Annotated in this window: 14 protein-coding genes; 6 read left to right on the top strand and 8 right to left on the bottom strand. The window is 70.8% G+C overall.

What is annotated here, in order from left to right; genetic code table 11:
• Positions 1-11: 11 nt before the first annotated feature.
• Positions 12-791, bottom strand: a complete 780-nt coding sequence (locus tag G569_RS0112380; RefSeq protein ID WP_028063643.1) for an ABC transporter permease — start codon at positions 789-791, stop codon at positions 12-14.
• Positions 788-1,702, bottom strand: a complete 915-nt coding sequence (locus G569_RS0112375; protein ID WP_037496389.1) for an ABC transporter ATP-binding protein — start codon at positions 1,700-1,702, stop codon at positions 788-790. The genes G569_RS0112380 and G569_RS0112375 overlap by 4 nt, the downstream gene beginning before the upstream one ends.
• A gap of 133 nt (positions 1,703-1,835) precedes the next feature.
• On the opposite strand from G569_RS0112375, the gene G569_RS57810 reads away from it, so the two are divergent.
• Positions 1,836-2,942, top strand: a complete 1,107-nt coding sequence (locus tag G569_RS57810) for a sensor histidine kinase (RefSeq protein WP_084284818.1) — start codon at positions 1,836-1,838, stop codon at positions 2,940-2,942.
• Entirely contained in the window at positions 2,939-3,592 is a 654-nt protein-coding gene (locus tag G569_RS0112365) for a response regulator (protein ID WP_211232973.1), read from the top strand. The genes G569_RS57810 and G569_RS0112365 overlap by 4 nt, the downstream gene beginning before the upstream one ends.
• On the opposite strand, the gene G569_RS47800 is transcribed toward G569_RS0112365, so the two are convergent.
• Complete coding sequence (locus G569_RS47800) at positions 3,567-5,762, bottom strand: M64 family metallopeptidase (protein ID WP_064750337.1); 2,196 nt, start codon at positions 5,760-5,762, stop codon at positions 3,567-3,569. The genes G569_RS0112365 and G569_RS47800 overlap by 26 nt on opposite strands.
• 131 nt (positions 5,763-5,893) lie before the next feature.
• On the opposite strand from G569_RS47800, the gene G569_RS0112355 reads away from it, so the two are divergent.
• A complete protein-coding gene (locus G569_RS0112355; RefSeq protein WP_028063640.1) occupies positions 5,894-6,856 on the top strand; it encodes a D-2-hydroxyacid dehydrogenase family protein in 963 nt (320 codons plus the stop codon).
• On the opposite strand, the gene G569_RS65935 is transcribed toward G569_RS0112355, so the two are convergent.
• Together G569_RS65935 and G569_RS47790 are read right to left on the bottom strand one after the other, a co-directional pair.
• Complete coding sequence (locus G569_RS65935) at positions 6,843-8,267, bottom strand: choice-of-anchor D domain-containing protein (RefSeq protein ID WP_053226262.1); 1,425 nt, start codon at positions 8,265-8,267, stop codon at positions 6,843-6,845. The two genes, G569_RS0112355 and G569_RS65935, sit on opposite strands and share 14 nt — an antisense overlap.
• Positions 8,268-8,344: 77 nt before the next feature.
• Complete coding sequence (locus G569_RS47790; RefSeq protein WP_064750336.1) at positions 8,345-9,274, bottom strand: LysR family transcriptional regulator; 930 nt, start codon at positions 9,272-9,274, stop codon at positions 8,345-8,347.
• A gap of 62 nt (positions 9,275-9,336) precedes the next feature.
• Between G569_RS47790 and G569_RS0112340 the strand changes: the two genes are divergently transcribed.
• Together G569_RS0112340 and G569_RS0112335 are read left to right on the top strand one after the other, a co-directional pair.
• Positions 9,337-9,639 carry a GNAT family N-acetyltransferase gene (locus G569_RS0112340; RefSeq protein WP_157591986.1) on the top strand — a complete coding sequence of 101 codons (303 nt, stop codon included), beginning with the start codon at positions 9,337-9,339 and terminating at the stop codon, positions 9,637-9,639.
• Entirely contained in the window at positions 9,636-10,568 is a 933-nt protein-coding gene (locus tag G569_RS0112335; protein ID WP_064750335.1) for an EamA family transporter, read from the top strand. The genes G569_RS0112340 and G569_RS0112335 overlap by 4 nt, the downstream gene beginning before the upstream one ends.
• Here the strand turns inward: G569_RS0112335 and G569_RS62485 are convergent.
• The gene (locus tag G569_RS62485; protein ID WP_157591985.1) at positions 10,565-10,720 is read right to left on the bottom strand and encodes a hypothetical protein; all 156 of its coding nucleotides are present in this window, start codon (positions 10,718-10,720) and stop codon (positions 10,565-10,567) included. The genes G569_RS0112335 and G569_RS62485 overlap by 4 nt on opposite strands.
• Before the next feature lie 65 nt (positions 10,721-10,785).
• On the opposite strand from G569_RS62485, the gene G569_RS47785 reads away from it, so the two are divergent.
• On the top strand, positions 10,786-11,634 hold the full coding sequence (locus G569_RS47785; protein WP_053226260.1) for a TIGR03619 family F420-dependent LLM class oxidoreductase: 849 nt from the start codon (positions 10,786-10,788) through the stop codon (positions 11,632-11,634).
• Here G569_RS47785 and G569_RS47780 read toward each other — a convergent pair.
• Together G569_RS47780 and G569_RS0112315 are read right to left on the bottom strand one after the other, a co-directional pair.
• Entirely contained in the window at positions 11,631-12,569 is a 939-nt protein-coding gene (locus G569_RS47780; protein WP_064750334.1) for an acyl-CoA desaturase, read from the bottom strand. The genes G569_RS47785 and G569_RS47780 overlap by 4 nt on opposite strands.
• A 72-nt stretch (positions 12,570-12,641) precedes the next feature.
• Positions 12,642-13,139, bottom strand: coding sequence for an Lrp/AsnC family transcriptional regulator (locus tag G569_RS0112315; RefSeq protein ID WP_053226259.1), 498 nt, complete (start codon positions 13,137-13,139; stop codon positions 12,642-12,644).
• Between the last annotated feature and the right edge of the window lie 5 nt (positions 13,140-13,144).

Below are 13,144 nucleotides of genomic sequence, written 5' to 3'. Positions count from 1 at the left end.
GCCGCCGGAGACTACGGCTCCCAGCGGAAGCGGCGCACCGCCACGAACAGGCCGACGGCCGTCCAGATCAGCAGCGCGCTGAGGTCGGAGCCGTTGAAGCCGCTGCCGGTGGTCCCGGGCGCGAAGGCCCCCCCGAACGAGTTGACGATGTGGTAGAGCGGGAAGAAGTGCGCGACATGCACCAGCCAGTCGGGCGCGCCGTCGAGCGGGAACCAGATGCCGGAGATGAACGAGACCGGCAGGAAGGTCAGCTGCGCCACAGGCATCGCCTGATCGGCGCTCTTGACCAGCGACGCGACCGCGACGCCGAGTGAGGACAGGCACGCGGCGCCGAGCACCAGGGTGACGATCGCGGCGGGGAGCGTCCTGGCGTACACGTCGACGCCGAAGGCCGGGATCGCGACCAGGAACAGGAGCAGGATCGCGCTGATGCCGGTGAGCATCGCGCCGGTCACCCACGAGCCGAGGTAGATACCCATCGGCAGCGGAGTGCCGCGGACGCGCTTGAGCAGCCCCTGGTCACGCGCGGTCGCGATGCCCAGGATCAGGGTCGTGTAGCACGCGGTGACGAGGCTGAAGATCGCGATCGCGGGCGTGTAGAACTGGGCGAAGCGGATCTTCTCGCCGTACGCGTCCACCTCCGCGTTCCCGTTCAGCGCGCTGAAGAGCACGATCAGGATCAGCGGGAACGCGAACGTGAAGACGAGCGCGCGGGGGTTGCGCAGGGTCATCCGGACGCGGCCGGCGACCCACTTGCCGGCCAGCGGCAGTTCAGCGGCGATAGCGGTCATGCGGCCACCTCCTCGGAAGCGGTGAGGTCGAGATAGACGTCCTCGAGCGTGGGACGTGCGACGGTCAGGTGTTCGAGCTCCATGCCACGGGTCGCCGCCCACTCGAGCACGGGCGCCAGGTCGGCGGTGGGGGTCGTGGTGCGGAAGCTCACGGTGCCGCGGTGGACGGTCGCGCCCTCGGGGAGCGGGAGCGTCTCGTGGTACGCCGGCTCGCGGAAGCTGACGACGGTGGTGGCATCGGCGCTGCCGAGCTCGTCCGGCGTGCCCTCGGCCACGATCTGGCCCTTGGCGAGGACGACCACGCGGTCGGCGAGGTACTGCGCCTCTTCCATGTAGTGCGTGGTCAGCAGGATCGACTTGCCGAGCGTGCGCAGGTTCGCGATCGTCTCCCATGATTGGCGGCGCGCGGCCGGGTCGAAGCCCGTCGTCGGCTCGTCGAGGAAGATCAGGTCGGGGTCGCCGACCAGGCCGAGCGCGAGGTCCAGGCGCCGGCGCTGGCCGCCGGAGAGGTCGGCCGCGCGATAGTCACCGCGGTCGCCGAGCCCGACGAGGTCGAGCAGTTCGTCAGCGGAGCGCGGGTGCGCGTACGCGGCGCCGTAGAGCTCGATCGCCTCGCGCACCTTGATCGTCGGGTCCAGCCCGGCCTCCTGGAGCACGATGCCGATCCGCTCGCGGAACCCGCGCTCGCGCTTGCCCGGGTCGTACCCGAGCACGGACACGTGGCCGGCGTCGGCCTTGCGGTGACCTTCGAGGATCTCGACCATCGTCGTCTTGCCGGCGCCGTTGGGGCCGAGCAGCGCGAGCACCTCGCCGCGGGCCACCGTCAGATCCACGCCGTCGAGGGCGGTCAGGTCCCCGTAGCTCTTGCGGAGCCCGCGAACCCGGACGGCGTCGTTTGCATCGATCGTCATGGTCACAAGCATCGGGATCCGGTGCCTCCCCGTCATCGGCGCCCGGGTCGAACCTGCGTCTCAACCCGTGGGTGGAGACGGTTCCACCCCCGCGCCCATGAAGGGCGCGTGACCGCGATCTACCGTGTGCGGCATGGACTTCCGCGATATGTCCCCGCCCTCGATGGAGGGCCCGCCCAAGGCGCTGCGCGCACTCGGGTTCGTGGCGATCGCGGTCGTGGTGATCTCGACGTTCTTCACGCCCCCGGAGCCGGGCTTGACCGGCGACGGACCGCTGGTGATCGCCATCGACGCTCTCCTGGTCACCGGGCTGGTGCTCGCGATGAAGCGGACGCAGTGGTTCGAGGGGTCGCGCTTCATCGGTCTCAGCCTGGTCGGCATCGCCTCGGTGGCCTTCGCCGCCATTCAGCCCGACAGCGCGGGCTACGCGGGCGTGTACTTCGTGATGGCGATCGGCGGCATCCGGCTCAGCCGCGACAGCGCGATCGTGATCTGCGGCGGCACCGTCGCCGGGATCGTCGCGGTCATGCTGCTCAAGCACGAGAACCCCGGCAACATCGCCGGGCTCCTGTTCAGCGTGCTGCCGTGGTTCCTGATCATGCGGCTGATCCGGCGGCTCGCGATGCGCAACAAGGAGCTCGAGGCGTCCCGCGCCGCGCACGCGCAGTCCGCGGCGCTGGGCGAGCGCCAGCGGGTCGCGCGCGAGCTGCACGACGTGCTCGCCCACTCTCTGAGCGCCCTTGCCCTGCAGCTGGAAGGCACGCGGTTGCTGGCCCGCGACCGCGACGCCGACCCCGCGGTGATCAACGGCCTCGAGCGCGCGCACCATCTGGCGGTCTCGGGTCTCACCGAGGCGCGCCAGGCGATCAGCGCCCTGCGCGGCGACGACCTTCCCGCGCTCGAGGACCTCGCCGGCACGTTCCCGGGCGCGACCTTCACCGTCACCGGCACCCCGCGCGAAGCCTCTTCCGAAGCTCGCCTCGCCCTCTATCGCACCGCCCAGGAGGCCCTGACCAACGTGCGCCGCCATTCCGCGTCGGACCGTGTCGAGCTCAAGCTCGTCTACGAGGACGACGGCACCACGCTGACCGTCCAGGACCATGGGAAGGCGGCCCCGGTGATCGGCGGGCGCGGCTACGGGCTGACCGGCATGCGGGAGCGCGCCGAGCTGCTCGGCGGCCGCCTGAACGCCGGTCCCACCGACGACGGCTTCCGGGTCGAGCTGTGGCTTCCAGCGTGAACATCCGCGTCCTGCTCGCCGACGACCAGACCGTGGTCCGCGAGGGCCTCGGGATGCTCGTCGGGCTCCTGCCCGGCATCGAGCTCGTCGCCACCGCCGCCGATGGCGAGGAGGCTTTGAAACTCGCCGCCGAGCACAACCCCGACGTCGTCCTGATGGATCTGCGGATGCCGCGGATGGACGGCATCGAGGCGATCCGCCGCCTCGCCGCGCGCGGCACCTCGGCGATCGCGCTGACCACCTACGCCGACGACGCCTCCGTCCTCGGCGCGCTGCGCGCCGGCGCCCGCGGCTACCTGACCAAGGACGCGGGCGCGGAGGAGATCAAGGCCGCCGTCGAAGCCGTCGCCCGCGGCGAGGCCGCCCTCGATCCCGCGATCCAGCACCACGTGCTCGCCGCCGTCAGCGCGCCCGCCGAGCCGACCCCGGCGGACGCCCCCGACGACCTCACCCCGCGCGAGGTCGAGGTGCTGCAGCTGATCGCCGGGGGTCTGACGAACGCGGAGATCGCGGAGCGCCTGGTGGTGAGCGCGGCGACGGTGAAGAGCCACGTCAACCACATCTTCGCCAAGATCGGCGCCCGCGATCGCGCGCAGGCCGTCGTTTACGCGTACGCCAACGGCATCACGGGTTCGTCGTCGACAGGGTGAAGGTCAGCGTCTTCGAGTAGGCGCCCGTGCGCAGCGGGTCGCTCGCGTCGATGTGCTGCTTGAAGGCCACGGTCACCGGATCGTGGCTGACCGGGCCGGAGTAGGTGAGAAGCGTCGTGCCCGTCCCGGCGGTGCCGAGCTGGGACGTCGCGCTCACCTGCAGCGGCGAGTTCAGCGCGAAGGTCCCGTTCATCAGCTTGCCGGGGTCGCTCACGCTGAGCGCGGCGTCGCCGGCGGACGAGATCACGTCGGCGGCCATGGACGCCGTGTAGTCCTTCGTGATGCCCGGCGTGAAGGCGCCGAACGTGGGCGGCGTCGCGCCGAGGGTCAGCGAGAGCGTCGCTCCGACAGTGCCGCCGGCGGGCGCGACCTCGCTCTTCTCGGGGTCGAGGTACGTGGCCACGAACTTCTTGGCCGCCGCGATGTTGCCCGCGGCGTCGATCGCCCGGTACTCGATCACGTGCTTGCCGTAGGCGAGCTTGCCGTAGTTGAGCGCGTCGATGTCGGTGCCGGTGTTGGAGAACTGCATCGGCGCGTTGGCATCGGTCGGCCAGCCGTAGAAGTTCTGCCAGCCGTCGCCGTCGACCCGGTACTCGGGCACGACATAGCCCGGCTTGTCATCGGTCGCCGCGAGCTTCATCGAGAACGGGCCTTCGAAGATGTACTCGGGGATGTCGGCGCCGGGAGCCGAGACGACCGCCTTCGGGGTCGAGACCGTGAACGTCGTCACCGCGTCGGTCCCGTCGACGGTCCAGGTGCGGGTCGTGTCGCCGACGGTCGCTGTCAGCGTGTGTGCGCCGGTGAGGTTCAGCGCCGACAGGTTGATGAAGCGGCCGTCACCCGCGTTCGGCACCGTGGTGCCGTCGAGCTTCCAGGTGATCGACGCGACGCTGCCGTCGGCCGGATGGTTCGTGGCGACGTAGACGACGTCGTTGCGACCCACGGGGCGCTCGTTCTGCGTGCCGCCGGTGATCGTCGCCGGCTCGGCCGCTCCTGGCGCGTTCGCCGAGTCCTTGACGTTCCAGGTCAGCGTCTGCGTCAGCGCGGTGCCGTTCTGGATCGCGGGGTCGCGGACGAACGTGGTCGGGTCGCTCACCTTCGCCGTGACGGTGTGCGTGCCCGTGGCGAGCCCGGAGAGCTTCAGGTTGCGCAGGTTGGCGGTGTTGGGGATGACGGTTCCGTCCAGCGACCAGGTGACGTTGAGCTGATGGTCGACCGGGTGCTGGGTGTCGATCCACAGCGTGTCGGTGTTGCCGACCGGCGTGGTCGTCGGCGTCGAGGCATCGACGAGCTTGACCTTCGCCGAGATCTTCTGCGTCATGACCTCGCGGGAGACCTGGTCGTAGTAGTAGCCGAGCGTCTTCATGATCGAGTGCTGGCTCGGGCGCCAGATGCACTTGTCGAAGTACATGCCGCCCTCGTAGCGGCCGATCAGGCCGCCCGCCTCGCTCGGCTCGCCGATCCAGCGCCACCACTTCTTCTGCTGGGCGAGCATCTGGTCGATCGTCAGCAGCGTGTGATGGACCGAGCTCGGCTCGCCGCCCGTGTAGCAGCCGCCGAGCACGCCGCGCGTGTAGTAGTCGTACTCGTCCTGCAGGCCGCCCAGCGAGTGGCCGATCTCGTGCGGGCTGATCAGCGCTGACATCGAGTTGCCGCCGGTCGCCGTGGCGTTCGTCCCGCCGGCGCCGCCGTAGGTGTCGCTGTTGCCGATCGCGAGCCGCTGCGACACGCCCGGCGCGAGCGCCGTGTAGCGCGCCAGCGCGGAGTTGTTGACGGTGACGAGCCGCTGCACGCTGCTCGCGCTGCACCCGCCCCAGAACGCCATGCTCAGCGGCGTCGTCCTCCGCGGCGAGGTCAGCTGGTTGTCGCAGCTGATCCCCGACTCACCGGAGATGATCTTGATCGCGTAGACGTTGATGTAGTTCCGGTAGGACTTGTACGGCTCGATCGACCACATGATGTTCAGGTGCTTGTCGACCTGCTGCATGAACTTGTCCTGCTCGGCCTCGGTGTAGCCGTCGCCGGCGATCACGAGGTTGAACCGGTTCGCCGGCGGCCCCGTGACCTGCAGCGGCACGACCGTCGCGCTTCCCACCCCCGTCGGCGGGATCGTCTGTGCGCTCGCCGGCGCGGCCGTCGCGACCACCGCCGCGACGACGAGCAACGCCATCCTGGCAACCCTCATGAAACCCCCTCTAGACCCTGGTCCGGAACGGGGCGGAAGTTAACCGGGCGGCGGCGTCCGGTCTCCGTTCAGCTGTCGAAAGCGTCCTGACCAGCCTCGATGAGACCATTCGTGGCGTGAGGGTCGCGATCCTCGACGACTGGTTCGACACGCTGCGAGCTCTGCCGTGCTTCGCGCGGCTGGACGGTCACGAGGTCACGGTCTTCACCGACCACGTCCAGGACACCGACGTGCTGGCCGAGCGCCTGCAGGGCTTCGATGCGCTCGTGCTGATCCGCGAGCGCACGGAGATCCGCGCGCCGCTGCTCGAGCGCCTTCCGGACCTGCGGCTGATCAGCCAGCGCAGCGTCTTCCCGCACATCGACATCGACGCGTGCGACCGGCTCGGGGTCACCGTCTGCTCGGACCTGCACGCCGGCACGCCCTCGTACTCGACCGCGGAACTGACCTGGGCGCTGGTGCTCGCCGCGATGCGCGATCTTCCCCGGCAGGTCGCCTCATGCCGGGCGGGCGAGTGGCAGGCCGGTGTCGGCCGCTCGCTGCGCGGCAGGACGCTCGGTCTCTACGGCTACGGACGGATCGCGAAGGTCGTGGCCGGTTACGGGGCGGCGTTCGGGATGCGGACGGTGGTGTGGGCGCGCACGGAGTCGCGCGAGCGAGCGCACGCCGACGGTCTCGACGTGGCCCCGACCAAGGAGGACTTCTTCGCGGGTTGCGACGTGCTGTCGCTGCACATGCGGCTCCTCGCCGCCACGCGCGGCATCGTCACGCGCTCCGATCTGGACCTGATGAAGCCGAGCGCGCTCCTGGTCAACACGAGTCGTGCCGGCCTGATCGAGCCCGGCGCGCTGGTCGCCGCGCTCCGCGCCGGCCGCCCGGGAATGGCCGCCGTCGACGTGTTCGAGACGGAGCCGCTGCGGGACCCGGCCGACCCGCTGTTGGCCCTGGAGAACGTCCTCTGCACGCCCCACATCGGCTACGTCACGCATGAGGAGTGGGACCTGCAGTTCGCGGATGTGTTCGACCAGATCAACGCCTTCGCGGCCGGGGCGCCGATCAACGTGGTCACCTCACGCTGACCACGATCCGCTGCTCGCGCGCGCCGCGCACCGCCCGCAGCGCGTAGGTGCCCGCCGCGACGCGCTTGCTCAGCTTGAGCTTCCCGCGCGAGACGGTGCCGCTCGCGGCGAGGCGGCCGTTGCGGAACAGCGTGACCTTCGTGCCGGCCGCGAACGTCGTGGTGCACGTCGTCTTCTTGCGCTTCGTCGTGCAGGTCACGACCGGCAACTGCGCGTCCTTGCCCGGCGCGCCCTGCTGACCGGGGTCGCCCTTGGCGCCGGGGTCGCCCTTCGCGCTGGGCGCGCCCGGCTCGGCGGCGGGGGTGAGGACGCCGACCCCGGACAGCGCGACCTCCGTCGGACCGGCCGGATCGTTGGAGGTGAGCGTCAGTTCGCCGGTGCGGCGGCCGGCCGCCGTCGGCGCGAACCGCACCAGCGCGGTGCAGCTCGCGCCCGGGGCGATCGCCGCCATGCACGCACCCGCGTCGACGAGGAAGTCGCCGGTCGCGGACGCGCCGTCGAGCTCGAGCGGCGCGCCGCCGCCGTTGTGGATCGTCACCGGCTGCGGCGCGCTCAGCGTCCCGACGAACTGGTCGGCCGGGAACGCGACCGGGCCCGGGGCCGTCAGCGCCGGCGCGTTGAAGGTGATCGTGATCGACGGGTCGGCGGTCGTCGTCGTGAACGTGGCCGGCACGCCGGGCGTGACGAAGCTGCCGCCCCCGCCGCCCCCGCCGCCGAAGGGAGCGCCGACGCCGCCGACGTTGCCGATGCCGCCTCCACCGCCACCGCCGCCGAAGTACCCGCCGCCACCGCCACCGCCGCCGAAGGACTGGCCGGTCCCGCCGCCCGGGCCTCCCGACCCGGCGAACCCGGGCGAGCCGCTCGCCCCCGACGCGCCGCCCGACCCGCCCGCGCCCACGCCGAGCGCGTTCCCGGCCCCGCCGCCGAGGATGCCCGCGACGCCCGCGTCCGCGCCGACCGCGTCCGCGTTCCCGCCGGCGCCGCCGTTGAGGCCACCGGCGCCGCCACCGCCGGCCGCGACGATCAGCCGTGAGCCGAGCGCCGCCGTCCCCGAGCGCGACACCAACCGCACGTCGCTCGCCCCGCCGCCGACGGCGCCCCCGGTCGAGCCGCCCGCGCCGCCGCCGTTGAATCCATTGGAGCCGCCGACGTTGACGAACAGCATCGTGCCCGGCGTGACCGGCAGATCAGCGGTGACCCGCGCGCCCTGTCCCCCTGGCCCCGCCACGGTGCTCGCGCCGCGCGCGCCGATCGCCACCACGTGCACCGAGGTCACGCCTGTGGGAACGGGGAACAGCCGCTCGGTCCCGGTGAACACGAACGTGGTCGTGTCCGCGTGGGCGGGACCGGCGACGGCAAAGGCGGCGCTCATCGCGAGCGCGAAGCAGACACGGCGGGCGGCGGCGTGCAACGCCGGGCTCCTCCAGGTCGGGGGGGCGTGACGCTAACCGAGGACGCGCCGCACGGCGCAAAATTCCGTCTTCCGGCTCAGCCGACGAGCTGCAGCCGGGGGCGGCGGCTCTCGTAACGCGACGCGACGGCCATGAGGATGTCGAGCATCACCTGCGTCGAGGGGGTGCGGTGGGCGTCGGTGGCGGTCATCGCGAACACCTCGCGGACCGGGGTCTCGCGGCCGAGCGAGCGGACGACGATGTCGTCGCGGATGCTCGTCAGGCCGAGCTCGGCGATCATCGACACGCCCACGCCCGCGGCGACGAAGCCCTGCATCGCGGTGTAGTCGTCGGTCTGGAAGGCGATCCGGGGTTCGAACCCGGCGATCGCGCACGCGCGGTTGATCAGCCGGTTGCACTCGCAGTCGGTGGTGCCCGCGATCCAGGGGTCGTCGGCGAGATCGGCGAGACGCAGGTTGCGCCGATGGGCGTGCGGGTGGTCGGCCGGCATCGCGATGAACATCGGGTCGGTGATCAGGTGGTGGCGGGTGACGCCGTCGACCTCGCCGCGGATGCGGGCGTCGAAGCCGAGCGCGAGGTCCAGCTCGCCCGCCTTCAGCAGCGGGGCGGAGTCCTCGGGCTCCATCATCAGCATCGAGAGCTCGACGTCCGGATGCTCGGCGCGGAAGGACGCGATCGCCAGCGGCATCAGCGTCGCCGCCGCGGACTCGAAGGACGCCATGCGCAGCCGCCCGCCGCGCAAACCGGCGATAGCCTCAAGCTCAGCTTCAGCCTCAGACAGGCGGGCGAGGATGGCGTCCGCGTGGCGCACGAGCGCCTCACCCGCCTCGGTCAACCGGATTCCCCGCGCGTTCCTCTGCACCAACGTGCAGCCGGCCTCGCGCTCGAGCGCGGCGATCTGCTGCGAGATCGCGGACTGGGTGAAGGAGAGCGACTCGGCGGCGGCGCTGAACGACCCGCGCACAGCGACCTCGCGGAGCACCCGCATACGGCGCACGTCAAGCATCAGAACTCCTTATACCACGCCCAGCGAAAGGTCATTTGAACTGATGGCCGGGAATGCCGAACATGGATCTCACGTTCTGTTCTCCAACTCCGTTAGAGGAGCACACCATGTCCGCTCTCGCCAACATTCATCCAACCGTCGTGATCCGATCCGCCCGTGGCTCCGACGGCCCCGCCCTGCGACGCCTCGCCGAGCTGGATTCCAGCGAAGTCCCCGCTGGTGAGCTGCTCATCGCCGAGTCCGGCGACGAGGTGGTGGCGGCGCTGTCGGTCGACACGGGCGCGCGCGTCGCCGACCCGTTCCGCCACACGGCGGACGTGGTCGACCTGCTGGCCTATCGCGCGCGGAGGCTCCGGAACTCGTGAGCGCGTTGGAGGCCTCCGTCAGCGCCGTCCCTGCGCGGGCGGAGGCCGCACCTCCTTGGAAGATCTGGACGGCGCTCTGGATCGTCTACATCGTCTGGGGGTCGACCTACCTGGCGATCGCCCTCATGGTGGAGACGATCCCGCCGCTGCTGGGCGCGGGCACGCGCTTCATCTGCGTCGGGCTGATCCTGCTGCCGATCCTCGCGTTCCGAAGCGGGGCGTCGGTGTGGAAGCCCACCCGCGCCGAGCTGCTGTCGGCCGGCTTCGTCGGGCTGATGCTGCCCGGCGCCAACGCCGTCATCTCCGTCGCCGAGAAGACCGTCCCGTCCGGCCTGGCCGCCCTCCTGGTGGCCTCGATCCCGTTGTGGGTGATCCTGCTGCGCCGGGCGACCGGCGAGCGGATCGCGTGGCGGTCGATCGGCGCCGTGCTGGTCGGCTTCGGCGGCCTGGTCCTGCTGCTGCACCCGTCGGGTGAGGCGACGCTGATCGGCCTGCTCGCGTGCGTTGGCGCGGCGTTGATGTGGGCGGTCGGCTCGTTCGCCTCGCCGCGCATCTCGCTCCCCCGCGACCCGCTGGTCTCGACCGCCTGGCAGTCGCTGCTGGGCGGTATCGCCGTGTTCTCGTGCGGCCTGATCGGCGGCGAGGTCGGCGACGTGCACTTCGAGGCGTTCTCCGGCCGCTCGATCTTCGGCCTGATCTACCTGATCACCTTCGGCTCGCTGCTCGCCTTCACGTGTTACGCGTGGCTGCTGCAGAACGCGCCGATCTCGAAGGTCTCGACGTACGCGTACGTGAACCCCGTCGTCGCGATCGCGCTCGGCTGGCTGATCCTCGACGAGGGCATCACGGCGACCACCCTGATCGGCGCAGGGATCATCGTCGCGAGCGTCGCGCTCGTCGTGCGCGCCGAAGCGCCGTCGAAGACCTAGACCGGGCGCGGCTTGGGCGCGAGCGGCGGCGGCACGCTGGTCTTGCCGGCGTCGCGCGCCAGGCCGTCCCAGTAGCGATGGCCCCACGGCTGAGCGTCGATCTGGCGGCCGCCGGGGGTCACGGGCGGCGCGGGTGGCGTCGGAGGAGTCACGGGACGTGTATCGGCACCGCCCCACAAAACCTAAAGGGGCCTGACCCCTTTAACTTGCGCGCGACATGAAGATCGGCATTCAACTCCCCGAGGTCGAGCGCGAGGTGCGCTGGCCCGAGTACCTGGCGATGGCGCGGGCGGCCGAGGAGGTCGGGTTCGAGTCGCTGTGGATCGGCGACCACCTGCTCTACGACGCGCGCAACAAGCATGCGGAGTGCGCGCCCTGGGAGGCGTGGACGCTGCTGAGCGCGCTGGCCGCGGCGACCACCAGGGTGCGGCTCGGCCCGCTCGTCGCGTGCGCGGGCTTCCACCCGCCGGCGGTGCTGGCCAAGATGGCGTCGACGATCGACGAGGTCAGCGGCGGGCGCTTCGTGCTCGGGATCGGCTCGGGCTGGAACCGGCGCGAGTTCGACGCGTTCGGCATCCCGTACGACCGCCGGGTCTCGCGCTTCGAGGAGGCCTTCGCGATCATCAGCGGGCTCCTGCGCGGCGAGCGGGTGACGCTCGACGGCACCTACCACCGCGCCGACGACGTCGTCCTGCTGCCCAAGCCCGCCCGCCAGACGCCGATCATGATCGGCTCCAACGGCAAGCGGACGCTCGGCATCACCCTCCCCCACGTCCAGGCGTGGAACACGTGGTGGGACGACTACGGCAACGAGCCCGAGGGCCTGGCGAAGCTGATCGAGGAGATCGGCATCCCGGACACCGTCTCGCGGAGCGTCTGCATGCTGGTCCAGCTCGACGGCCTCCCGGTCGAGCGCCGCCCCGAAGGGATGGACGCCGTCGAGCAATCGCGTTTCGCCGCCCACATCGCCGAGCTGGGCGAGGCCGGCGCCGACGAGGTGATCGTCGTCGCCAGCCCGATCACCGAGCGCTCGATCCGAACGCTCGGCGAACTGCTTCCCAGCTAGCCGACCGGCTCGGGGACCTTCTCTTCTTCGGCCGGCGCGGCGGGCTTCGGCGCGCCCGCGAGCTTCTGGGCCTGACGCTCGGGGGTGATCGTCACGACGTCCCAGGCGAGGCCGACGCGCTTGAGGAGCCCGATCATCATCGCCGACGGGTCGATCTCCCACCACTTCAGGCCGTGCTTGGCCGAGCGGGGGAACGTGTGGTGGTTGTGGTGCCAGCTCTCGCCGAAGGACGGGATCGCCAGCCAGAAGACGTTGGTCGACTTGTCTTCGATCTCGAAGCGGCGGGTGCCGAAGAAGTGGCACACCGAGTTGACCGACCAGGTCACGTGGTGCACGAAGAAGATGCGCGCGAAGCCGCCCCAGATGAGGCCGGTGAGCGCGCCGTGCCAGCTCATGCTGAGCAGGCCGCCGAGCGCCGCCGGGATCAGCAGCGAGCCGACCACGATCCACGGGAACTTGCGGTTGAGCGCACGCATCGTGCGGTCCTCGGCGAGGTCCTTGGCGTAGCGGCGGGCGCTCGCCTCGCCGTGGGTCTCCCACAGCCAGCCGACGTGCGCGTGCCAGAGGCCCTTGATCGCGCCCTTGAGGCCGTCGCCGTGGCCGACGTGCGGGGAGTGCGGGTCGCCTTCGACGTCCGTGTGCGCGTGGTGCTTGCGGTGGTCGGCCACCCAGTCGATCACGGGGCCCTCGACCGCGAGCATCCCGAGGTACGCGAAGACGTACTCGGTGAACTTGTGCGTCTTGAAGGAGCGGTGGGTCAGCAGCCGGTGGAAGCCGACGGTCACGCCGAATCCGGACAGCAGGTACATGATCGTGAAGACGACGACGTCCGACCAGTCGAGCCAGTCGCCCCACAGGAACGGGATGGCGATGGCCACGACGATGAAGGGCAGAAAGACTGCCGCCATGTTCACACGGCGCTCGAGGCGGGTCATGGCTTGCAGCCTACCCACAAGCAGAGGGTGCTTCTTAGGGCGAGGCCAACGATTGTGTACTCATTTTTGTAGCTACTCCTCAAAAGGACGCTCGAACAGCGTCGAGAGGACGATCTGAGTCTGCGTTCGCGTGACGCCCGGGTGGTCGCGGATGCGCTCGAGCGTCTCCTCCAGGTGGGACGTGTCACGCGCCCGCACGTGCACGACCGCGCTCGCCTCGCCCGCCACCGTATAGGCGGCTTCGACCTCCGGATGGCGCTCGACCGCGTCGCGGACCTCGGACGCCGCCATCCGCCCTTCGCAGTACATCGCGACCAGCGCGTGCGTGTTCCAGCCGAAGCGCCCGGGGTCGACGCGCGCGGTGTAGCCACGGATCACGCCGTCCGCCTCGAGCCGGTCGACGCGCCGCTTGACGGCCGGCGCGCTCAGCGAGACCCTCAGCCCGATGCTCTGGAAGGAGCGTCGTGCGTCCTGTCGCAACAGCGCAACGATCTGCCGGTCGATATCGTCCACGCGCGCACCATAACGGGTGGCGCAAGCAACGGATCGGCATTGTCCGCCACGCCACATCGGCG

This window comes from Solirubrobacter soli DSM 22325, assembly GCF_000423665.1.
Taxonomy (GTDB): Bacteria; Actinomycetota; Thermoleophilia; order Solirubrobacterales; family Solirubrobacteraceae; genus Solirubrobacter; species Solirubrobacter soli.
The sequence above is the reverse complement of the archived record's forward strand: the minus strand, read 5'-3'. Positions and strand labels throughout refer to the sequence as shown.